This window comes from Caenibacillus caldisaponilyticus (assembly GCF_002003465.1).
Lineage (GTDB): Bacteria > Bacillota > Bacilli > Bacillales > Sporolactobacillaceae > Caenibacillus > Caenibacillus caldisaponilyticus.
This window is the reverse complement of record NZ_BDDQ01000012.1, coordinates 1-24,264: the sequence shown is the minus strand read 5'-3', so window position 1 is coordinate 24,264 and position 24,264 is coordinate 1. Positions and strand designations below refer to the sequence as shown.

Here is a 24,264-nt window from a genome sequence, read left to right as displayed (position 1 = left end):
TAAAGCTGTAGAAAAAAGAATGGATGTTACTGGAACCATTCTTCATAGTGACCGAGGATTCCAGTACACATCCTATGAATATCATCACTTGCTGAATCAATTCGGCATTCGTCCCAGCATGTCTCGAAAAGGCAACTGCTTGGACAATGCCGCCATGGAAAGCTTCTTTTCCCACTTAAAAACAGAAGCTCTCTATCCCTATGATATACAACATTGTAACCAAGCACAAAACTTAATTCACAACTATATTTTCTTTTACAATGAGGAGCGGATTCAATTGAAGTTAAATAGATTGACGCCTGTTGAATACAGGCGTCAGAAAACAGCTTAACAAGGGTGTTTTTTACGTGTCTACTTTTTTGGGTCTTGACCATTTAAGAAAAGGTTCCTTATATTTTTTTTGTCTTGTCACTCCACCGATAGGTTACATCATCGTTATTTCAATCTAAAGAAGTTTGAATACGAGGATAGGTTGAAGTATCTTGCCATTGTCACCATTATGGCATCTATATGGGTTTTGAAATTTCTTCCCAAAAAATTAAATTTATATATTTGGAGCGGCATTTTAGCGGTCATCATAGCGTCGACGGTTATAAATTTTATCGACAAGATGAAAAATAGATAGAAAGAAGGGGTGTTATTTAAACACTCCCTTTTTTATTTTAAAGGGTATTGAATACTTTATGTTGAAAAAGATCTCACTGAGAGATTGACTGGCATATTACAGCTTGGCGACGGTCTGGTCTTTTAAAACCGGTTGATGTATGCGTTTATAACCAAGATTTGATTACAAGCAAACACCTTTATGCGTGTCCTTCATATTTTAAATACCTCTCCACTAAAAGAATTCAACTGGATTTAAGTCAATATTTTGGACACCAATAAGTGAAATTTAATTTTGATCTCATGCCATATTTTTCATGACATCGCTGGTCGCTTGACATGGAGCCTCTGCGGGCGTGGTGTTATGCGAAGGGCGAAAGGGGCAATGATTTCTTTCGCATGGCAAACAAGCCTGCCACACCCGCCACTCCATGTAAAGCGGATGCTTGTAAAATTGTGAAGAGCACTACGCTGCCCCTTTGATACTGTCTTCTGTTTCTTGTGGCGTCATATAGCCCAAGCAGCTATGAATCCGTTTCCGATTGTACCAGCCTTCTATAAATTCGAATAAGGCTCTTCTGGCAGCTTGAAAGTTCAAATAGTTGACTCTGTAGATCTCTTCCTTTTTCAGAATTGCATGGAAAGACTCAATGCAGGCGTTATCGTATGGGCAACCTTTTTTACTGAAGGAGTGTTTGAACTGCTTCTTTTCCATGTATTCTGCAAATTTCTCGCTTGTATACTGGGATCCCAAATCAGAATGCAAGATCAATCCCGGACCTGGACGTTGTGCCTGATAAGCGTTTTCTACTGCCTTTAAAGCCAGTTCAGTCGTCATGTGGCGGTCAAAAGCGTAACCGACAATCTTTCTGGAATGTAAATCCATTACGGAAGCCAGGTAGCACCAACCGTCTCTCAAAGTATGAATGTACGTAATATCCGTAACCCATTTCTCGTTGATGGTTGTCGTTGAGAAGTCCTGGTTCAGCAGGTTATCGTGTTCTTCCATCTTGCCCTTATTGGAATGGGGACGGTACTTTTTTCTGATAATGGAATAAATGCCTGCAGCCTTCATCAAACGCTGAACCCGTTTCAGGCTGACTTTGAGCCCTTCTTTTTCAAGCATATGGCGGATCTTCGGCGCTCCGTACCTCTGCTTGCTTTCCGTATGGATTTTTCGTATTCTGTCTGTCAACTCCCGGTTTTCCCGTTTTGTTTTTGACTCTTTTTTTTGTTTGGATTGATAGTAGGTACTTCTCGGCACGCCAAGGACCGTACACATGGTTTTAAGGTCATAATGGTGTTTGGCTCTTATCTCGTCAATCATGGATATAACAGTGGTTTGATCTACTTCTTTGCGAATATGGCCATAGCTTTTTTTAAGATTTCGTTTTCCTCTTTCAGCCGGTGCAATTCTTTTTGCAGGTTCAGAAATTCTTCTGGGGTAAAAGAGCTCCCGTCATCCAGCTTAACCGGTTTTTGTTTTCTGATCCATTTGTAGATTGTCGTTTCAGACAGGCCATATTCGCTGCAGATCTGTTTTACTGGTGTTCCAGTTTGATAAAGCTCAACCACCATTTCTTTAAATTCAGCATTATAACTTTTACGTTTTTCGCTTGTGTTACCCATATCAGGACACATCCCTTCGTTAATATTATATTTCACTAAAGGGTGTCCATGAAACTATACTAGCATCAGAATTGAAACTCCTTTCAAAGAGAAAACAGCCAATCAAAAATATCCTGTTTATATCTTACCTATGAGGAATTGAAACTGGTATTTATTACGCGCATCAGCCGCTAACTGCATGGTTTATATCTTACCTATGAGGAATTGAAACAAAGCAGATGCGGCAAACGTCTATACGAAGTCGCAAAGTTTATATCTTACCTATGAGGAATTGAAACCGAATGTAATTGAATTTTCCAGAAAAGATGATGAAAAGTTTATATCTTACCTATGAGGAATTGAAACTTTCCAATTTCGAGCTTCAATTGACAAATATCTATAGGTTTATATCTTACCTATGAGGAATTGAAACTGGCCATCGTTGCCACAGGTCAAATTACCGTCGTTGAGTTTATATCTTACCTATGAGGAATTGAAACTTTTTCGATACCCATCCGTCACCTCCCCGCAATCCAACGTTTATATCTTACCTATGAGGAATTGAAACCATTCTGTACTTTCACGATTTCGATTTCTGCTTTCGTGGGTTTATATCTTACCTATGAGGAATTGAAACTCATTGGTCAGACATATACTGTATCGCTTTACATTAGGTTTATATCTTACCTATGAGGAATTGAAACTTTTTTCTCTTGCATTCTGTATGCTATTTTGGTACATTGTTTATATCTTACCTATGAGGAATTGAAACTGAGCGCCCCAATCCTCGGCTCTTGGTCATTCGACCGTTTATATCTTACCTATGAGGAATTGAAACGCGCTTTAAACAATCCTATAGTGTATTTGTCCAGCTTCAGTTTATATCTTACCTATGAGGAATTGAAACTGCGTCTACCTTCTTGATTTGGAGTTTATATCTTACCTATGAGGAATTGAAACAGCAACCTTTGAATATTGTCATTCTCCCGTTCGCGCCGTTTATATCTTACCTATGAGGAATTGAAACTTCCTCGACCGCCATAATCCTTGTATTGGGGATATTGTTTATATCTTACCTATGAGGAATTGAAACACGCGACGAATGCCCGCATCGACAATTTGGTTGCAAGTTTATATCTTACCTATGAGGAATTGAAACACAGAAGACGACTTTCGCGGCGTTATAGAGGAATATGTTTATATCTTACCTATGAGGAATTGAAACCACAACGTCAAATCGGCGTGTGCCGGAAAATTGACGTTTATATCTTACCTATGAGGAATTGAAACTAGTCGCCGGGGAATCTCAGACGGTCGATGAGACCGTGTTTATATCTTACCTATGAGGAATTGAAACAATGCCGTTTGGATTTACGATGGTGTGAAATTGCCGGTTTATATCTTACCTATGAGGAATTGAAACTTGATTCGCAGATACCCGCTTGTTAGTTCTGCTACAGTTTATATCTTACCTATGAGGAATTGAAACAGAACCGGACGTCACATTCAATGTCGGCTTCCCACGTTTATATCTTACCTATGAGGAATTGAAACTCGGTAAAATCAATCTGCTCGCTTCCCCAAACAACCGTTTATATCTTACCTATGAGGAATTGAAACTTAGTAACTCCGCGGCAAATATTGAGCAATTAAACGGTTTATATCTTACCTATGAGGAATTGAAACTATTTATGGGTGATCGAATAATCACCCACGTCTACGTTTATATCTTACCTATGAGGAATTGAAACTTTTATAATCATCTATCTGATCGATAACATCGAAAAGTTTATATCTTACCTATGAGGAATTGAAACTCGAATCCGCGCAACATTCCCGTTGTTTTCATTGCTGTTTATATCTTACCTATGAGGAATTGAAACTATTTTTCATTTGCGGCTTTAATAGCACCATCTCTTGGTTTATATCTTACCTATGAGGAATTGAAACTCAAACAACAACCATGTATATGCATCGAGGATTGTCGTGTTTATATCTTACCTATGAGGAATTGAAACTCGTCAATGCCTTTTTCCATGTCAAATTTATCTTTCGTGTTTATATCTTACCTATGAGGAATTGAAACCCGAGAACCTTACCGGAGTTCTTGAAATCGCCGAGCGTTTATATCTTACCTATGAGGAATTGAAACTTTCTAACAGCACTAGCAATGGAACAGTCACAATACAGTTTATATCTTACCTATGAGGAATTGAAACTCACTAAGTCAACTTTTTCAACAACCGTCTTCCCATGTTTATATCTTACCTATGAGGAATTGAAACTACTAGGAAAGAACGTATAACAAGGGTCTCCCCAAAGCGTTTATATCTTACCTATGAGGAATTGAAACCGATTTGCCTGCAAGTTCAGTCAGACGAGACATTCACGTTTATATCTTACCTATGAGGAATTGAAACATTTTTTAAAAGCAAATAAAAAAGCCCTCAAACGAGTTTATATCTTACCTATGAGGAATTGAAACAAAGGACATCAATGTCCACAAATCCCGAATAATCATGCTCGTTTATATCTTACCTATGAGGAATTGAAACAGATTCCCCTTTCTATGAGGAATTGAAACTGCTTCTTCATAATCATACTGAAGCGCGTTCCGCCAGTTTATATCTTACCTATGAGGAATTGAAACTTCGTGCCGTCAAAAAACGCGAACGGCGACTTTATCCGTTTATATCTTACCTATGAGGAATTGAAACGCCGTTGAAACCATCTCAAAAGATCACCACCTTTCAAGGTTTATATCTTACCTATGAGGAATTGAAACAATTAATCATAACTGTCATTATTTTTCAGCCGCCTTGTTTATATCTTACCTATGAGGAATTGAAACTACGGATTTTCCCTAACCACTTTTACGGTTTCTGACCGTTTAGATCTTACCTATAATGAGTTAAAACTCATTTATCTGCGCGTCCTTTTTGGGGCGCTTTTTCGTTTTGTTCTTGCCTGAAATCAGAGCTTCAGCTTATATATTCGTCTGGCTATTGACCGTCCAAATTTTCCCTATCAGGATGGAAAGCTCCATTGCGTTTCCTCCTTCGCTCGGTACTGCGCTTTTTGATGTGAACCATATTAGCTCTCCGGATGATAGAAACGTTCAGCGCTTCCTCTAAATCCCTTTTATGGAAATCAATCGTCAGATAAAGAACTGTCCAAATCTTTTCGAGAAAATAATGCAGATGTGATATATGTCACTGCGTGATCAGCAGTAAATTTTGTATTTTCATATTAGAAACATGAGTAAGTGTCCACATCATCTTCGAGGGATGTGAAAAACCTCTTACTGGGCCACATGAATGATCTCTAAGACATATGTTTGGTCGACAGAAAACAAAAAAGCCCGTTCTTTTTGAGACGTTTGACTCGCCGTTCTTCATCTTTTATTAATCTGGATTAATGAAAATATTGGAAGGAGAATCTTCATGAAAGCCGCACGGTGGTATAACGCCAGAGACATTCGCGTCGAAGAAGTGGAAGAGCCTAAAGTAGAGAAGGGGAAAGTAAAAATAAAAGTTGAATGGGCTGGCATCTGCGGGAGCGATTTGCATGAGTACGCCGCCGGGCCCATTTTTGTGCCGGTCAAAGCGCCTCACCCGATCAGCAAGGACATTGCTCCGATTATTATGGGCCACGAATTTTGCGGACGAGTCGTCGAGGTCGGCGAGGGCGTCACCAAGGTTAAAGTTGGAGACCCGGTCGTTATTGAGCCGATTCTGCGCTGCGGAACATGCCCGGCTTGTAAAAAAGGCAAATACAATCTCTGCGAGAATTTAGGTTTCCACGGGTTATCCGGCGGAGGCGGCGGATTCTCGGAATATACCGTCGTTGATGAATATATGGTTCACAAAATGCCGGAAGGCCTTTCCTTTGAACAAGGCGCACTTGTGGAGCCGGCGGCTGTGGCTTTGCATGCGGTGCGATTGAGCAAAATCAAACCCGGTGATAAGGCCGCCGTTTTTGGCACGGGTCCTATCGGCCTGCTTGTGATTGAGGCATTAAAAGCTGCGGGCGCGGCGGAAATTTATGCGGTTGAAGTCTCCGAAGAACGTTTGCAAAAAGCCAAAGAACTTGGCGCTACCGCGACCATCAATCCGAAAGAAGAAGATCCGGTCCAAAAGCTGATTGAACTGACCGATGGCGGCGTCGATGTCGCGTTTGAAGTGACGGGAGTGCCGGCGGTATTACAACAAGCAATCGACAGCACCACTATCGAAGGGGAAACGGTAATCGTCAGCATTTGGGAAAAAGAAGCCGGCATTCAACCGAATAATCTCGTGTTGAAAGAAAGAACTGTGAAAGGCATCATCGCGTACCGCGACATTTTCCCCGCCGTCATGGAATTGATGAAACGAGGCTATTTCCAAGCGGAAAAACTCGTCACCAAACGGATTCAGCTGGATGATATCGTCACAGAAGGATTTGAAACGCTGATGAAAGAAAAAGACCAAGTGAAAATTTTGGTCAAACCTGAATAAAAGTGGAAAGCAGCGGCTGAAGGGATGATCCATCTTGGATTCATCCCTTTTTCAATGATTACAGCCTATAACTCGTTTTTGTCGCTTTATTTCTTTCATAAACCAGAAAAAGAAACAGAATCGGCAGAATGAGGATCGCTCCGATGAGGCTCCAGAAAATTTCGGTTCCGCTAATAATGTGCTCTCTCAGCAGTCGATAGTAGGCATAAAAAGAATAAGGAAACACCAGAATGATGGCGGTGAGCACGCCGGGCGGATATTCACTTGTGCTACGATTTCGCTGATTTTGGAACGATCAAATCCTTTTGCCCTAAACAATGCTTCGGTCGTTTGGAGCAACCGTCGTCTACTTTCTTCACCATTGGTTCTGGGTGACGGTCATCCTCTTTTTATATAACTAACTAAATAATTAGTTAAACTTTAACAGAAATTTGTTGGCTGTAAACAGACACTTTTCGCTTTTCGAACAAGGCGGTTTTGATTGAAGGCACGTGAGGAAAAGAAGAGCATAAAGCGCGCGTTCAGACAACCGTGGTCCACTTTTACAATGAGGCGAATACGCTTAGAGAGCGCCTAGTTATTCTTCTGGCCATTGTTCCTCAACCACTCACAAATATCGTCATTTTGTTTACACGAAAAAATCGAATTGACTCTCAAATTCTTTAATTTAACAAAAAGCATCATCGGCTATCCACATGGCCGAGTTTGATAGAGTTTTGGTTAATCGATGGTTAAAGAGTGCTTTTTAAAAAATATTCAATTGTTAACCTACTTTTGGTATTGAAGGAATATTATTGATTGCAGTAAAATAGTTTTGACAGTTCTGCAAAAAGGATAGTAAGGAGTAGGAATATGTATCATACCGTCGTCATGACTTGCGGGGTTTCTCTTTTTACCGGAAAATCAAACGTTTTTTCGACATATAATGAAAAAATACCTAAGTTTCCGGTTTCTTTGCAAGAAAAACGTTTAACCAAAGAAGTGGTTACCGCTATTGAAAATTGGGTGAAAGAAGCCAAACGTATGGCATATAAAACACAGGAAATGCCTAATCGTGTCTCTGCGGAATATTCGACAGTATATACTCTAAGGAAGAGAAATAAGCTTTCGAAAAACCCGACCTTCATTTTAATTTTTACGGAAACCGCGGGTGGGTTGGCTGCGGAAAAATTATTGACCGATGTTTTTGAAAGGGATTTCAAAGCGAATGTAAAGGTTTTATATGTCGACATTAATGTTCGTGATCCGCATGCCCTGAATGCCTCAATAGGGGATTATATGTACAGGCTCAGTGAAGCGTTGCAGCAGGGCGAACCGAATTCTACCTGTTTCGCTCCGCTAGGCGGATATAAAGTGATGACATCTTTCGGCTATATTGTGGGTTCCTTTTTGAATTATCCGACCGCCTACCTGCACGAAGATCATCAAGTGCTACACGAAATCCCCCCGATCCCTTTGGATATAAACGAACAATTTGTCCATGAACACGCCGGACTTCTTCGAAAGTGTCAAAAAGATTATATCGATTTCAATGGTTTGACTGCTGTTGAACGGCGTTTAATTGATCGTTATCCTTCGCTGTTTCATCGGGAAGAAGGTTTTGTTTCTTTGAGCCCGTTTGGCCAGTTTTTATTTGAACGTACAAAATATGAACATATATTCAATACTAAATATTTTGCGTCGAGGCAGGTTCGGGAGTTTATCAAACAAAACCGGCACCAATCGCTCTTTATCGGCCAACAGATGCGCGAATTAGTCAAGAAATTGAAACATGACGAAGCATATAATGATGATTTGTTCCACGAAAGACAATTTTCCTCGATCGATTCACAAAGAGTCCAATTCCATTTATATAAGGGGGCGAGCGGAGGGCAAACGGCCTTTCGGCTTGCCTATCGCTACGATGACAGGGAGGATACCCTCTACGCCAATTACTTGTGGTTGAATCATGATCGCTATGAGCGTGAAGCGGCAATGGGTCAAGGGATTTATACCGAACAACCGGACGTACTGGATATTACCGAACAATTAATGAGTGTTGCGGAGTGAGGCGCATGTCGCGAAAAATTTTGCTGTCCTTTTTGGGCTTGACTGAATACGAAGCATGTTACTATGTGTGGCAAGGCAAAAGGTCCTCCTACACCCGCTTTGTGCAAACCGCGCTCTATGAATTTTTAAATAGCACGGAACCTTTGGAAGTCCTTCTGCTCGTCACCGAACAAGCCAAACGGAAAAATTGGTGTGACTCCATCAGCAAAGATGGCAAACCGTTGGAGGGACTAAAATCCGCATTTAAACGCATCGCTCCAGACGCATCCATCAAGTTGGTGGATATTGCTGACTCATTGGATGAATCATCCAACTGGCTCTTATTTGATAAAGTCATGTCAGAAATCCAGGATGGAGATGAAATCTACTTTGACATCACCCATAGCTTCCGTTCGATACCGTTTATGGCTTTGATTATTTTAAATTATGCAAGATTGGTAAAAAAAGCCAAGATCGGAAAGGTGATGTATGGGTGGTTTGAAAAACTGGGCAGGCCTGATGAGATTAATAATAAATCCGCTGAAGAACGGCTCGCACCGATCGTTGACATGACCAACATGGTGGCGTTGTTCGATTGGACAAATGGCGTTGATCAATTTATCCGTACGGGTGATGCCTCGTTGATCAAAGAATTAACAGAACGAGAAGCAGCGGCTTTCCATAGAGATGATTCAATTGGAAAAGACGAAAAAGCACAGGTGACGGAGTGGCGGCGGCTTGCTAAAAGTTTGGATAAGGTCGGCAAGGCCTTCCAAACATCCCGAAGTTTACAAATCATAGGCGAAATCCGGGCATTACGCGATCAATTGCAAAAAGTGCAGAAGCTGGAAGCGTCCCCGATCAAGCCATTTTCCCCGCTTTTTGATGAAATCCATAGGAAATATGAAAGATTTTTTAATGACAAATCCAAAAATTTTTTGAACATGGCTAAGTGGTGTGAAGAAAACGGACTGATTCAGCCGGGGTTGACGCTACTTCAAGAGAATTGCATTACGGCACTTTGTTACGTTTTGGATATTGATTGGAGTAATACCGATAAACGAAGGGATGTAGCATCAGCGATAACCATCCTTTTAAAAGATATTCCAAGAGAAAAATGGCGTGTTCGGGATGTTCAGTTTGTTGAGAAAGTCATAGAACAAATAAAACCTTTTCGGGATTTACTTAAACCGTTTAGCGAACTCACAGAATATCGAAATGATATCAACCATGCGGGAACAGGTAAAAACGTCTTTTCGTCCCAACGATTGTATCAAAAATTAAAAGATAATATTGAAAAACTGGAGCCCTTCTTCCGGAAAATGGACGAAATCATTAAATCAAAAACAGGAGAAAGGAGACCGGAGGATGGAACATCAAGGCATTGAAAAGCCTTCGGCGGTCGTACGCCAACATTATTCATTGGATCTGGTGACGTCGATGGCCATGCACGGGGCGTCGCCGAGAAAAGTGGCGGAGTTTCGTATCCCCTCATTGAAGGGTCTTTTAAGATATTGGTGGCGAACATTACAAGACGAACCGCAACCGAGCGAACTTCTAAAAAAAGAAGAAGATATGTTTGGTGGAACGTTGAATCCAAGAAAGTCACCCGTCACCTTTTTCATAATGGAGAGGTATGAGGAAACTGCTAAAGTAAATATTTTGCCCCATAAGCCTCGTTCCGAAAAGGTTCCTCTTGTGCCGGCTATCAGCAAGGGTAATCATATTTCGCTAATTATGCAAACCTTACGAACGAACGCGGATCAGCTGAAAGCCTACGACTCCTATTTTCAATATATGTTACATCTAACAGGCATGGGGCAACGGGCAAGGCGGGGATTTGGTGCTTGTCAATTAGCGGAACATGAATGGACGGAAGTTTCGTCGTTTGCGCAATCGCTCAAAAATATTTTAGAAAAATTAAAGGTAGCGGAGCGGTTCGAGTTTATGCCCGATAAGTTCTGTATTTTGAAAAGAAAGCATCCCCCTGCCTCCAAACATCCCGTCATTCATTCGGTTTGGATTGGTAAAGGAATGGACACAGCGGATGAGGTGGTACAGGCATTTGGGAAAGCCTCCCACCATGCCAATCGCAACGGCCATTTAGGATCAGCAGGTATGGGAAACCAGAAGCGTTTCGCTTCCCCCCTTTGGTGCACCGTGAGAAGAATCGGCAATCTCTATTATCCGATTGTCACCGAAGTCGCCGCGGCGGATGAAAGGTATCAGGGTCCTTCTTATGAGCACGATCGTACAATGTTTTTAAAATCGGTCGGGGTGAGTGTATGATGCAAAAGTATCTTGTCATTTTTACGGTGGGGCCGGTACAATCCTTTATCGCCGCTGCGAGAAAAACCGAAGATTTTTGGAGCGGAAGCTACATATTGTCACATATGGTTGCAAAGGCAATGGAATATTTACAAACTCTTGATCCGGATTGTGAGTTTGTCTACCCCAAACGCATTAAGGAAACCGGCAATGGATACCGGCACGTGGCCTCGCTTCCGAACCGCTTTACCGCCGTTGTTCACAAAAACGGCCAAGACATCGGGGAGGTCATGCAAAAAACGGAGCAGCATACAAGAGAGGCGTTTTTCCATTTATGCCAATATGCCGTGGACCGCGTGTTTGATTCACTCTCCCAAAACGACCGTGATGTTTTGAAAAAAAAGGCGATTCGACAGGCGGAAAACTATCTCGAAATATATTGGGTAGCCGAACCTTACGGTGACTCCGAATCATTTACTGTCATACGTAATCGGGCCGAAGAACGCTTGGGTGCGATGAAAAATGACAAACGTTTTTCAGGAACGGTTCATTTTGGGTTGACGTGCAGCGTATGCAAAGAACACGAGGCGCTTTGCCTTAGTGAAATGGACAAGAATGACCGTTATGGCGACTTGAAAAGAAAAATGAACGAAACATGGAACCGGCGTTCGTCACATTATAAATCAAAGAATGATGAAGATGAAACTTACAATAAAAGCGGCCGCATTAAAGACAATGAATTTTTATGCGGCATATGTCTGGCCAAAAGAACCGCGTGGGATTATTTTACGGAGCAAAATAAAAGCGTCGCGTTTTTCCCGCGATTTAAATCCGTAGTGGAGATCGGGAATCGTTCCTATTATGCCATCCTTCTTATGGATGGCGACCGTATGGGTGAGCGGTTTTCACGGGGAACTAAAGAAGTATACGGGCAAATCAGTGAGAGGTTAGCTCATTTTTCTCGTGAAGAGGTCCCTGAGATTGTTGAAAGCGTCCGTGACGCGCGTCTCGTATATGCAGGCGGCGACGATGTACTTGCTTTCTTGCCTGTGGATGCCGCATTGTCCATTGCCCATAAGCTCCGGTTTACATTCAGCGACCCCAAGAAAGGATTGGATGAAAAAGCGACCGCATGCGTCGGCCTGATCATCGGCCATAAGAAAACTCCGTTACAAGGGTTGCTGAGAGCGGTTCGTCACTTGGAAAACCTGGCAAAAGCGTACAAAAATCCTGTCACGGGTATGGAAAAAAATGCTTTGGCCCTAGCTGTTCACACACGATCCGGTGAAATCTCGCAAACGGTGTTGCCCTGGGAAATTGAATCGTCGGATACGATTTCGTTAATGCTTGATTTTATTGGGCTACTTAATGAAAAACTATCAAATAATTTCATTTTTAACTTTATGGAAGCTTTTCGACCCCTCTTGCACCAAGACAATGAAAAATATCAAAAATTGCGGGACCGGGACATGCTTAAAATTGAATTGCGCCGATTGTTGCAACGCTCCGTCAAAGAGGGCAAGAAGATTGAAGGGCTCGATAACCATGTGGAGGGATTGCTAAAACTGCACGATGCCATGCGGGCCAGCCAGGACTTCTTGCATCTTTTAAAAATATTAACGTTCTTTACACGATCGGAGGGGGAATAACATGAAGATATTGACTTTAAAACCGATCGATACGTTTTTCTTCAAAAACCATCAAGTGACAGAATCCGGAAATGATACAGAAATGGAAGGCCTTTTCCCTCCGAGACCGAATACCATTTACGGTGCATTGCGATCAGCATACATTCATGAACATAGCCGGTTTTCCGATTTCATGGAGCAAAAGGATGAAGTAGTAAAAAGGTGGATGGGAACGCCGAATGAACACGGAGATTTTCATATTTCGTTTTGCGGGCTGAAGCATAACGGGTCTTTGTTACTTCCCGTCCCGGCAGATTATCAGGTCGTAGAAGAATCCGGTGTGGTCGTCGCAAGACCGCTTCAACTTAGAAAGGATAGTCATCCTTCATCTCACCCAACAGAATGGCGACTGTTCGCAACAACCCAAGCAAAATCAAAAGGGATATCGGACAAATATGTGGCTGCGGAACATTGGCGAAAAGCTGTATTCAATCGCCAACCTATGACGGAGTTGTTGACACCCGCCGATTTTTTGGCGGGCGAGGCAAAAGCGGGCATTGCGCTGGATTATCGGGCACGTACTACGCGAGAACACTATCTCTACCGCATGGTAAAATGGCGGTTTAAAGGTGAAGGGGCTTTTGTCGTTTACACGCCATCCGCACCGGATTTTTCTTCAATAAAGTTTGCTCGTTTAGGCGGAGAAAACCGCCCGTGGATCGTAGAACAATCTGAGGAAAAATTTTCATTTTGGACGGATGCTGAAGTTGGCAAATTGGCTGAAACCATCCGGCGCACGCGAATCGCCAAAATAATATTATTAAGCCCAGCCATTTGGTCGCAAGGATCTCGGCCGGGCAGTTATGACGGTAAAGACTTGATGATCGGTGGTAAGCTAAAAGTCAGACTTTTAACCGCGGCCATTGGGCGACCGAGCTGGTACGGAGGTTGGGATATTGTTTATGGTCGGCCGAAACCGCGCAGGCCGATGGTTCCGGCCGGTTCCGTGCTTTATATTGAGGTGGCCAAAGAGCAAATCGATGATGTGATTGCGCTTGCCAATGGTTTTCAATTAACCGATGTAGGGGAAAAGGAAGGCTTTGGTTTTGCAGTCATTGCAGGCGCAGAAAAAGAGGAGGAATAAATATGTTCAAAACGGTTCGACCCTTTTTACTTCATGCCATTACGTCTGTACATGCGGGAAGCGGAAGTGAAATTGGTCTTGTAGATTTACCGATTCAGCGAGAAAAGCATACCGGTTTTCCGAAAATCGAAAGTTCATCCCTGAAGGGTGCGATTCGTTATGACAACGAGGTTAAAAGAAAGAAAGAAAACAAACCGGATGAAGTGAAAAAATTTGAGCTTGTTTTTGGCTCAAAGCCAAAGAACGAAAATGATAACAAGACGAACGAGACCCAATCGAGTGCCATCGCATTGAGTGATGCGCGGATTTTACTTTTTCCGGTTAAATCGATGCGTGGCGTCTTTGCATGGGTTACATGTCCGTTTGTTTTAAAGCGTTTTAATGATGAAATGGCTTATTATGACAAAGAGATTGTGCTCCCGGTCCCAGAGTCAAACACGGTTTCATCTGAGCGATTATATGTGTCAAATGGTCAAATCGTCCTTGAGGAATATACGTTTCCAGTGAGTAAACAGTCTCAAACTGAAGAATTAGCGGATAAATTGGCGCTTTTGTTTAAAGATAAGCTTTCCATCAATATAACGGAACGCCTAGTCGTGTTAGATGATGATGATTTTGCTGATTTCGTTAAACTTTCAACTGAAGTGAATGCGCGTATCAAAATAAATACAGAAACAGGAACTGTTAGTGATGGTGCGCTTTGGTATGAAGAGAATGTTCCGCCGGAAACCATATTTTATAGTTTGCTTTTTATCGGTGACGTACGTGGCGACGGTATTGAAAGCATGAAGACTTTCAAAGATGTTGAACGTTATTTGATAGAAGAGGGAAATTTCCCAGAGGTCTTTCAATTGGGCGGTAACGGCACACTTGGACGCGGAATGTTTAGAAGAATTTGGATGTAAGGAGGGCCTGGATATGGCGGAACAACGGGTTGGCATCGAAAACGGCCGCGCTGCATTTGCTTTTAAGAGTGTAAAGGATGTTTACAATCACCATGGCGATGTATTTGATAACTATCAGTCCTATGTGAAAAAAATGCCGTCTCTCATTCAAGTAAACGGTTTCGGTCAAGCTTTGGCTTTTTGTTATCAAAAAGGTAAAGAATATCGGTATATCTATGATCAGCTTGCAGAATGGTTGAAGTTGAAATATCCGTCTTATTTTGTTGATCGCGACGCGGAATTTGTTGAAACGGTCGTGAGCTTAAGAAGCACGGAATATCGTTTGCTCACCGTAGAGGCTCTTGCGCTATTAAACTGGATGCGGAAATTTGTTGATGGGATGAGGAAAGAGGATTAAAGGGAGAGGATGGCATGCAGCTTCATCCGAGTGACACGAGAGAGGCCTTTAAACGTGCAAAAAAAGATGACATTGCCCATCTGTGGTATCATGTGCATTACAATCAAATGTTCAGAGCAAAAGTCAATAGTAAAAAAACATACAATTATAAACTCAAGAATTTGGAATTTCCTATTGTTCTAAATCGCGATTTACAAAAGATCGCTGAACACGTCGAATCGCAAAGGCGACGCGCTTTTGCGGATTTATCCAGGCGTTATCATGTCAGACTTTTAAAGGGTAAGCCGATAGGGCGTTTGATTCATGGGTTGGGAGGCAGCCATGTTCGAGAAACATCCTTGACGCTTCATCCGGTTTACGGGATCCCGTATATTCCGGCCTCCAGTTTGAAGGGGACAGTGCGCCATTGGTTTATTCAAGCGTTCTGTAATGGCGATGAAAGTCGATTGGAGCAGCATCAAACGGGAAGACTCATTTTTGGTACTCAATCAAGACGAGGTGTCGTCCAATTTCATGATATCTTTCTTTTTAATGGGTTATCCTTGGAACCTGATATACTGACCGTGCACTTTAAAGAATATTATGGCAAGTCAAATCCGAACCCGGCGACAGATGATCAAGCGCCCAATCCCGTTATGTTTTGGACCATTCAAGCAGCATCGGCCGATATTTTCCTGACAGCGCATAAAGACGAATGCCATTCAAACGGACATTCGGCGGAAGAGCTAATTGATTTATGTGCTGAATGGACAAAATTTGCTCTAGCAGAAATCGGCATCGGTTCAAAAACGGCGGCGGGTTACGGTTATTTTAAGGAGATCGAAGATGTGACTTCCACGGAGTTCTTGGGTTATTTGCGCCAATTAGAACGGGATAGAGAAGAGCAAATTTTAAGGGAAAAGCGAGAGCAGGAAAAAAAGCTGGAAGAAGCACGACGGATAGAAGAGGAAAAACGCCTGGCAAACTTACCGCCTGAAGAGAGATTGATCGCAGAAATTCAACGATTAACAGATCATCCAGAGGACAGGGAAAAGAGCAAAACCATATTGTTTGCGGAAGTGAAAAAACAGCAAAATCAAAAAGCTGCCGAAGCGCTTAAAGTTTACTGGCAAAAAACAGGCGATTGGGACGTTAAAAAGAAACAGAAAAAGCAATATGAAAAGGTTCAATACATAAAAGATTTGTTGAGTAAATAAATCCATTTGTGTCGTCGATCTCCAGTAGCGTCAAAACCCCTGGGGATCGACGACATTTTGTGTTAATAAATATCCTTGGTGTGTTGGGCTTTTTACAACAGGAAAAATTTTTTGTTTAAAAAGAAGGATTTAGGACCCCGCTGGAGAATACTGATATATCAGCAGTTTTTGGGTTTAGATCTTACCTATGAGGAATTGAAACTTTTTTCTATTGCATCCTTTTGTATATCGTGGTATAGGTTTAGATCTTACCTATGAGGAATTGAAACTTCCAGCGCTTACACGCTGGACGGCGACCACTGCCGAGTTTAGATCTTACCTATGAGGAATTGAAACTGCTATGTTTGTAGTTGACGACAGGGACAAACTCCCGTTTAGATCTTACCTATGAGGAATTGAAACTGCTATGTTTGTAGTTGACGACAGGGACAAACTCCCTGGTTTAGATCTTACCTATGAGGAATTGAAACTCTGAGAGCCGAGTATAGCCCGGAACTGTAAAGAGGTTTAGATCTTACCTATGAGGAATTGAAACAGCAACATGCTGAAAGCTATTGAAAAGCGGAAAGGTTTAGATCTTACCTATGAGGAATTGAAACACAGCTTCAACATCGGACATGTATGCTCCGTCCCAGGTTTAGATCTTACCTATGAGGAATTGAAACAACGCGTTTGGTCTCAAAGCGAACGAATCGTCAAGAGGTTTAGATCTTACCTATGAGGAATTGAAACTTTTCTAATTTCTTTTCGAGCTCCTGGATTCGATGGGTTTAGATCTTACCTATGAGGAATTGAAACTACCTTACCGAGCGCTTTCGCCTCGGTTTAGCGGCGCCTAGGTTTAGATCTTACCTATGAGGAATTGAAACTCCTTTCAAAGAGAAAACAGCCAATCAAAAATATCGTTTAGATCTTACCTATGAGGAATTGAAACTGGCTGCATCCTCGATTTTTGCCGTCGTAATAGCACCGTTTAGATCTTACCTATGAGGAATTGAAACTCTACCGGATCCCCGTTGGAGACTTTCCATTCCACGGTTTAGATCTTACCTATGAGGAATTGAAACTCTTTCTTGTTTGTGTTCATTTGCTGTTCATTTGCTGGTTTAGATCTTACCTATGAGGAATTGAAACATTGAAACACAAGTTAGGTCCGTCCGTCTCGACAAGTGTTTAGATCTTACCTATGAGGAATTGAAACTTTTTTGGTTATATTTTTGGTTAGTATTGTCGGGACAGTTTAGATCTTACCTATGAGGAATTGAAACTGCTAATCTCATTCAATTTTTGTTTGACCTCTATTTCGTTTAGATCTTACCTATGAGGAATTGAAACCTAGCTTGTACAATGGCACATGATGTTCGTGTGCGATTGTTTAGATCTTACCTATGAGGAATTGAAACTCGCGTCCAGCGCGTCCCGCATCCCCGATGTATCTGCGGTTTAGATCTTACCTATGAGGAATTGAAACAGCGTTGGAATCATAAGCCAGCCATTTGTTCCGCTTTCGTTTAGATCTTACCTATGAGGAATTGAAACAATCGGCGACTGAGGTCTATGATACGACCACGGCGATGTTTAGATCTTACCTATGAGGAATTGAAACTCCAACCGATAGAATGCACCGCTAGATTAGTAACCAGTTTAGATCTTACCTATGAGGAATTGAAACACAAACCCTATAAAGAAACCGAACCAGGTGTACTCTGTTTAGATCTTACCTATGAGGAATTGAAACCCAAGAACTTGTTCAGGTTGGGCGGTGTACAGCGTGTTTAGATCTTACCTATGAGGAATTGAAACTCGGCAATTTCTTCTTGTGTCAGGTTCTTCATTTTGCGTTTAGATCTTACCTATGAGGAATTGAAACTATACCACTTGAACAGGTTTAAAAAATGCTAGCAAAGTTTAGATCTTACCTATGAGGAATTGAAACTTCGTTTTGGCTCCGAGATCCTTGTTCACAATGGCGTTTAGATCTTACCTATGAGGAATTGAAACTTTCTTCCTTCCTCGTCATCGCGCCGATATTCGATGGTTTAGATCTTACCTATGAGGAATTGAAACCGGAAATAAACAAACTCATCACTTCAATGGATGAAAGTTTAGATCTTACCTATGAGGAATTGAAACTTGCATCCCGCATAGCGGCATGGGTGCAATGGTTTAGTTTAGATCTTACCTATGAGGAATTGAAACTTCTTTTGTTGCTGCTTGCCCACCGCTGCTCACCCCCGTTTAGATCTTACCTATGAGGAATTGAAACCGGTACGCTCAATTCCGCTGTAAACGGTTCGATCGATGTTTAGATCTTACCTATGAGGAATTGAAACTTCAGCGAAAAATACGGATCGTCCAGCAATGAAGCGAGTTTAGATCTTACCTATGAGGAATTGAAACTATTTCCTCATTCCATTTTTCAGATTCGGGCCAACGCCCGTTTAGATCTTACCTATGAGGAATTGAAACCCGTTTTTTAATCGGCTTAGATATTCTTTGGAAATGGTTTAGATCTTACCTATGAGGAATTGAAACTTCTTTTGTTGCTGCTTGCCCACCGCTGCTCACCCCCGTTTAGATCTTACCTATGAGGAATTGAAACTCCTGCACTTTCCGCTTGGGGAATCGTACGAAGGAAGTTTAGATCTTACCTATGAGGAATTGAAACATATTTTCCACGTCTATTGCGTCCAATTGCGCAAACTCGTTTAGATCTTACCTATGAGGAATTGAAACTTGCAAGCAGTTCGTGGAAGCGTTTTTCCATCTTTGCGTTTAGATCTTACCTATGAGGAATTGAAACAAGAGGGTGAATGAAAATGAATCTTCAACGGCTCTTTGGTTTAGATCTTACCTATGAGGAATTGAAACTCTGTTGAGTGGCGGGAAGCTGGTGGAAATAGCAGGTTTAGATCTTACCTATGAGGAATTGAAACCTTCTCCGCGCTCATTAAACGTAAATCCATTTCGCGTTTAGATCTTACCTATGAGGAATTGAAACTTGGCGTTAGCGCATCGCCAATATTGATTTTCATCGTTTAGATCTTACCTATGAGGAATTGAAACACACGATCTTGTGCGCGCCGAACGTGTCGCGGCAAAGTTTAGATCTTACCTATGAGGAATTGAAACTCGAAAGCGGGAAGGATCAGGAGATCCTCTATCAGCGTTTAGATCTTACCTATGAGGAATTGAAACTCGAAAGCGGGAAGGATCAGGAGATCCTCTATCAGGTTTAGATCTTACCTATGAGGAATTGAAACCATCCTCAAATTCGGCCACATCTTCGCGCGTGATCAGTTTAGATCTTACCTATGAGGAATTGAAACGAGACTCTAGAAAAAAATGGTTATATACGGGTCACGCGTTTAGATCTTACCTATGAGGAATTGAAACTATCAAGGATGGTCATATTGAATTTTCCGGAACCATGTTTAGATCTTACCTATGAGGAATTGAAACATAGTTCGGGATTTTCATAGATGTTGCCGATGACTTCGTTTAGATCTTACCTATGAGGAATTGAAACTTTTTCGATACCCATCCGTCACCTCCCCGCAATCCAGTTTAGATCTTACCTATGAGGAATTGAAACCTTTTTTGGGGGGTGGTCGTCGTTGCTGTCTATCTTGTTTAGATCTTACCTATGAGGAATTGAAACTTTGAATCAAAATGGCATTCCAACAAAAATGGGGAAAGTTTAGATCTTACCTATGAGGAATTGAAACTCCCTCTGCGCCAACTCATTCATAAGCTCTTTCGTCGTTTAGATCTTACCTATGAGGAATTGAAACAATCTGTGTTCAGCAGCATTTTCAAGGGCATGTACAAGTTTAGATCTTACCTATGAGGAATTGAAACTCGTCTTGTTTCGCTTGGTCCTTGTGGCTCGATGTAGTTTAGATCTTACCTATGAGGAATTGAAACATATCGGCTATCAGGACGGGCAAATCTCGAAAGTTCAGTTTAGATCTTACCTATGAGGAATTGAAACTCAACGCGGAAGGCTTGATCTTTTGCTTTTGAGAAATCGTTTAGATCTTACCTATGAGGAATTGAAACCGATCTGCGGTTGTGGATAGCGATGTGAAATTGTGGGTTTAGATCTTACCTATGAGGAATTGAAACTTTGAATCAAAATGGCATTCCAACAAAAATGGGGAAGTTTAGATCTTACCTATGAGGAATTGAAACTTCCCGTGATGTATTCACGGTTATGTTTGAGGAAATGGTTTAGATCTTACCTATGAGGAATTGAAACCCACCATCCCAGATAATCCCTTCGCTTCCGCCCGGGTTTAGATCTTACCTATGAGGAATTGAAACTCCACTGTCGACTGATTCGCTTTGAGCGCGATTTGGTGTTTAGATCTTACCTATGAGGAATTGAAACACGTTTTCCAGTCGCTGAAATCGCCCTCTGACGCATCGTTTAGATCTTACCTATGAGGAATTGAAACTCGAATTGAAACGATCTATACACTGCTCCAACCGCTGTTTAGATCTTACCTATGAGGAATTGAAACTATATTTACGGCCACTATAATTCTGTGGAAGGTACGTTTAGATCTTACCTATGAGGAATTGAAACAATCATTTGCCGAGTTCGTTGAATGGATGGATGACGAGTTTAGATCTTACCTATGAGGAATTGAAACTCGACCCGCCGGCCTTCATCCGTAAACTCGTCTTCGGTTTAGATCTTACCTATGAGGAATTGAAACTTCAGACCGATGTGCCCGGCCGCCCAGGCTCATATAGTTTAGATCTTACCTATGAGGAATTGAAACTCCCGAATATGGGACAGATCCGTGAGATCCGTCAATGTTTAGATCTTACCTATGAGGAATTGAAACAATCTCAGAAATGAAATAATCTCTAACATAATTTTTGTTTAGATCTTACCTATGAGGAATTGAAACCTGACTATAAAAATCAAGCAAGTCTTTTGAGAAACCGTTTAGATCTTACCTATGAGGAATTGAAACGCAATGTCCTTGCCAAAAACTTGTCTTCTAAATTTTGTTTAGATCTTACCTATGAGGAATTGAAACAAGGAGGTGGCAAAATGAAACCGTTAGACTGCAAAGTTTAGATCTTACCTATGAGGAATTGAAACATCGGCGCCCGTAAAGCCTTCCTGATCGTCACGGGCGTTTAGATCTTACCTATGAGGAATTGAAACAACGCAAGTCATCATAGAACTTGCAACCTTTCCCAGTTTAGATCTTACCTATGAGGAATTGAAACTGTGGAGGGAGTATTAGGATCATGGCCTGCGGTTCCAGTTTAGATCTTACCTATGAGGAATTGAAACGTCCACCTTTTGAAAACTCTTTGATATGGTGAATATGGTTTAGATCTTACCTATGAGGAATTGAAACACGCTCGAATAAGGTCATTAAGCTGTTTGTCGTTTAGGTTTAGATCTTACCTATGAGGAATTGAAACCGGCTTCCGCCGACCATTGGGGCGGTAGCCCCTAGGTGTTTAGATCTTACCTATGAGGAATTGAAACACGCTCGAATAAGGTCATTAAGCTGTTTGTCGTTTAGGTTTAGATCTTACCTATGAGGAATTGAAACTTTTGGGAATGTGTGTTCTATCCATAAAAGGCGAACAGTTTAGATCTTACCTATGAGGAATTGAAACTAAGCTCCCTCATCGGCGATAAGTTCGCCTATGCAAAGTTTAGATCTTACCTATGAGGAATTGAAACTATTGGAAAAATTAGATGGAATCATCGCAATGTAGAGTTTAGATCTTACCTATGAGGAATTGAAACTTACTTCGGCCGTTTCTTTCCTCGCGCAATATTTGCCGTTTAGATCTTACCTATGAGGAATTGAAACGCGGACAAGAAGCGATGATCTATGACTATCTTTGCGTTTAGATCTTACCTATGAGGAATTGAAACACGGTTTTCGTAGAAAAGCGTGACCGTCCATCCTTTGTTTAGATCTTACCTATGAGGAATTGAAACACGCTTGGCCCGGCGATGGACGACGTCAAGGAACGGGTTTAGATCTTACCTATGAGGAATTGAAACAAAATCATCGCCTCCCGTCCGGCGATTAGAAATAGGAGTTTAGATCTTACCTATGAGGAATTGAAACATACGCCACCGGCGCCGGGTATCATCCCGGAACGCGTGTTTAGATCTTACCTATGAGGAATTGAAACTGAAGCAAGTCCCGCGTCACATTATTTCCGTAATAGTGTTTAGATCTTACCTATGAGGAATTGAAACAATTTCAGACAAGGAGGGTGAAAATAGAACGGTGAAGTTTAGATCTTACCTATGAGGAATTGAAACTGAGTGCCCACATTGCGGGCGATATGTTCCGCCCATGTTTAGATCTTACCTATGAGGAATTGAAACTTTATACATAATTTTTATAAATTCAAGGAGGTTATGTTTAGATCTTACCTATGAGGAATTGAAACCGCCTATGGTGACGAGACGACCGTCCCTCTTGAACGTTTAGATCTTACCTATGAGGAATTGAAACTCCTTATCCTTGCCTTCAACGACGTTGGTAGATTGCTGTTTAGATCTTACCTATGAGGAATTGAAACTGTGAAGGAAGACGATGCCAAATGAAAAACACTTGCTGTTTAGATCTTACCTATGAGGAATTGAAACTTCCCAAACGATAAATAATCCGAATGGTTCAGATATGTTTAGATCTTACCTATGAGGAATTGAAACAGTGCCAAGGTCTTTTGTGGCGCCGCTATATTCAAGTTTAGATCTTACCTATGAGGAATTGAAACTAATCCTGTAACTTTAAAGGTGACTTTTGATATTCGGTTTAGATCTTACCTATGAGGAATTGAAACTCACGGATGAAAGCGACCCGACCAAAATCATCGGGTGGGGTTTAGATCTTACCTATGAGGAATTGAAACTTGTTTTCTGGCTGGACGGATCGATATCGTCCAGGATTGTTTAGATCTTACCTATGAGGAATTGAAACACCATAAACGTAAGCCGTCGCCATTTTCAAGCTCCTGTTTAGATCTTACCTATGAGGAATTGAAACTTCTACCCATTGGGTATGCTCGTCAATCCATTTGAGAAGTTTAGATCTTACCTATGAGGAATTGAAACGAGAACAAAATCAAGGGGTGATAGCGATGGGCTATATGTTTAGATCTTACCTATGAGGAATTGAAACATCTGATCCTCGGAAAACCCTTCTTTTTTAAGATTATCGTTTAGATCTTAATCTATGGGGATTAAAACCAAAAATAGTTATGGCCGCAGGAATCGCGGCCTTTTATTTTGCTCTACCCTTTGGGAAATTGAAACGTCCTCGCTGTCGTCTTTTTGTCGTAATGTGTTATAACTGAAATAATCAGTAAAAATTGAATAGATTTGAAATCCGGGGGGAGAGCAAATGTCGACGTTGATGAAAGATAAAAACATCGTCGTGATGGGAGTGGCTAATAATCGGAGTTTGGCATGGGGGGTTGCCAAATCACTGCATGCAGCCGGAGCCAATTTAATTTTTACAACAAGAAAAGAAAGGTCTTACCAAAAGTTATTAAAATTGCTTGACGAGGAAAATATAAAATCGCTTTTGAACGTTCATGTCAAGGCCGATTATTTTTTCCCCAAAATCGCCGGTTTAAAATTCCCCAGAAGGACCTTATTGATCCTTCTGTTTTTCTTGTTGGATCCTCTTTTCCCGTAATCGATAGCTTTCCCCCTTTAGGTTGAAAATGATGGAATGATGCAGTAATCGATCTAACATCGCGGTCGCCAATACCGAGTCTCCCACAACTTCTCCCCATTCCCCAAAGCTTTTGTTGGAGGTGAGGATAATCGGGGCATGTTCATACCGACGGGCGATGACCTGAAATAAGTAATGGGCGCTGTTTGGGTCCAGTTTTAAGTACCCCATTTCATCAATAATGAGAACGGTTGGCTTCACAAACATGCGAAGCTTTTTTTCCAGCTTTCCTTCCTGGTCGGCTCTTCTTAA

At 41.6% G+C, this 24,264-nt stretch carries 11 protein-coding genes, 2 pseudogenes and 2 CRISPR repeat arrays; of the genes and pseudogenes, 11 read left to right on the top strand and 2 right to left on the bottom strand.

From position 1 onward, the window contains the following. Nucleotides 1–331 (top strand): IS3 family transposase (locus CCB157_RS04635; protein WP_143286928.1); only part of this gene is annotated, 331 nt, incomplete at its 5' end. 738 nt (nt 332–1,069) lie between these two features. On the opposite strand, the gene CCB157_RS04630 is transcribed toward CCB157_RS04635, so the two are convergent. Beyond that, nucleotides 1,070–2,232 (bottom strand): IS3 family transposase gene (locus tag CCB157_RS04630; RefSeq protein WP_439951305.1). Its coding sequence is split into 2 segments (ribosomal slippage): nt 1,070–1,989 and nt 1,989–2,232, totalling 1,164 coding nucleotides; the frame shifts between segments, so codons are not numbered across the junction. Between the two features lie 115 nt (nt 2,233–2,347). Further along, nucleotides 2,348–5,129: a CRISPR direct-repeat array (repeat unit 30 nt; unit sequence GTTTATATCTTACCTATGAGGAATTGAAAC). Between the two features lie 525 nt (nt 5,130–5,654). On the opposite strand from CCB157_RS04630, the gene CCB157_RS04625 reads away from it, so the two are divergent. The 10 genes and pseudogenes from CCB157_RS04625 to CCB157_RS04575 all read left to right on the top strand — a co-directional run. Further along, nucleotides 5,655–6,707, top strand: a complete 1,053-nt coding sequence (locus tag CCB157_RS04625) for a 2,3-butanediol dehydrogenase (RefSeq protein WP_077614759.1) — start codon at nt 5,655–5,657, stop codon at nt 6,705–6,707. Between the two features lie 852 nt (nt 6,708–7,559). Further along, nucleotides 7,560–8,756 carry a putative CRISPR-associated protein gene (locus tag CCB157_RS04615; protein WP_077614758.1) on the top strand — a complete coding sequence of 399 codons (1,197 nt, stop codon included), beginning with the start codon at nt 7,560–7,562 and terminating at the stop codon, nt 8,754–8,756. A 5-nt stretch (nt 8,757–8,761) separates the two neighbouring features. Then, complete coding sequence (csx2, locus tag CCB157_RS04610) at nt 8,762–10,123, top strand: TIGR02221 family CRISPR-associated protein (RefSeq protein ID WP_077614757.1); 1,362 nt, start codon at nt 8,762–8,764, stop codon at nt 10,121–10,123. Further along, nucleotides 10,104–11,024, top strand: coding sequence for a type III-B CRISPR module RAMP protein Cmr1 (cmr1, locus tag CCB157_RS04605; RefSeq protein ID WP_077614756.1), 921 nt, complete (start codon nt 10,104–10,106; stop codon nt 11,022–11,024). The genes csx2 and cmr1 overlap by 20 nt, the downstream gene beginning before the upstream one ends. Continuing rightward, nucleotides 11,024–12,652, top strand: a complete 1,629-nt coding sequence (gene cas10 / locus CCB157_RS04600; protein WP_238594591.1) for a type III-B CRISPR-associated protein Cas10/Cmr2 — start codon at nt 11,024–11,026, stop codon at nt 12,650–12,652. Before cmr1 ends, cas10 begins: the two co-directional genes overlap by 1 nt. 1 nt (nt 12,653) lies before the next feature. Continuing rightward, nucleotides 12,654–13,775, top strand: coding sequence for a type III-B CRISPR module-associated Cmr3 family protein (locus tag CCB157_RS04595; RefSeq protein ID WP_077614754.1), 1,122 nt, complete (start codon nt 12,654–12,656; stop codon nt 13,773–13,775). 2 nt (nt 13,776–13,777) lie between these two features. After that, a complete protein-coding gene (gene cmr4, locus CCB157_RS04590; RefSeq protein ID WP_077614753.1) occupies nt 13,778–14,680 on the top strand; it encodes a type III-B CRISPR module RAMP protein Cmr4 in 903 nt (300 codons plus the stop codon). Beyond that, nucleotides 14,646–15,077, top strand: a complete 432-nt coding sequence (gene cmr5, locus CCB157_RS04585; RefSeq protein WP_369688658.1) for a type III-B CRISPR module-associated protein Cmr5 — start codon at nt 14,646–14,648, stop codon at nt 15,075–15,077. The genes cmr4 and cmr5 overlap by 35 nt, the downstream gene beginning before the upstream one ends. Nucleotides 15,078–15,091: 14 nt before the next feature. After that, nucleotides 15,092–16,273, top strand: a complete 1,182-nt coding sequence (gene cmr6 / locus CCB157_RS04580; protein ID WP_077614751.1) for a type III-B CRISPR module RAMP protein Cmr6 — start codon at nt 15,092–15,094, stop codon at nt 16,271–16,273. Nucleotides 16,274–16,445: 172 nt separating this feature from the next. Then, nucleotides 16,446–23,454: a CRISPR direct-repeat array (repeat unit 30 nt; unit sequence GTTTAGATCTTACCTATGAGGAATTGAAAC). A 222-nt stretch (nt 23,455–23,676) separates the two neighbouring features. Then, nucleotides 23,677–23,862: pseudogene (locus tag CCB157_RS04575) on the top strand (SDR family oxidoreductase); the annotation flags it as partial. A 66-nt stretch (nt 23,863–23,928) separates the two neighbouring features. Here CCB157_RS04575 and istB read toward each other — a convergent pair. After that, nucleotides 23,929–24,264, bottom strand: a pseudogene (istB, locus tag CCB157_RS04570) (IS21-like element IS5376 family helper ATPase IstB); the annotation flags it as partial.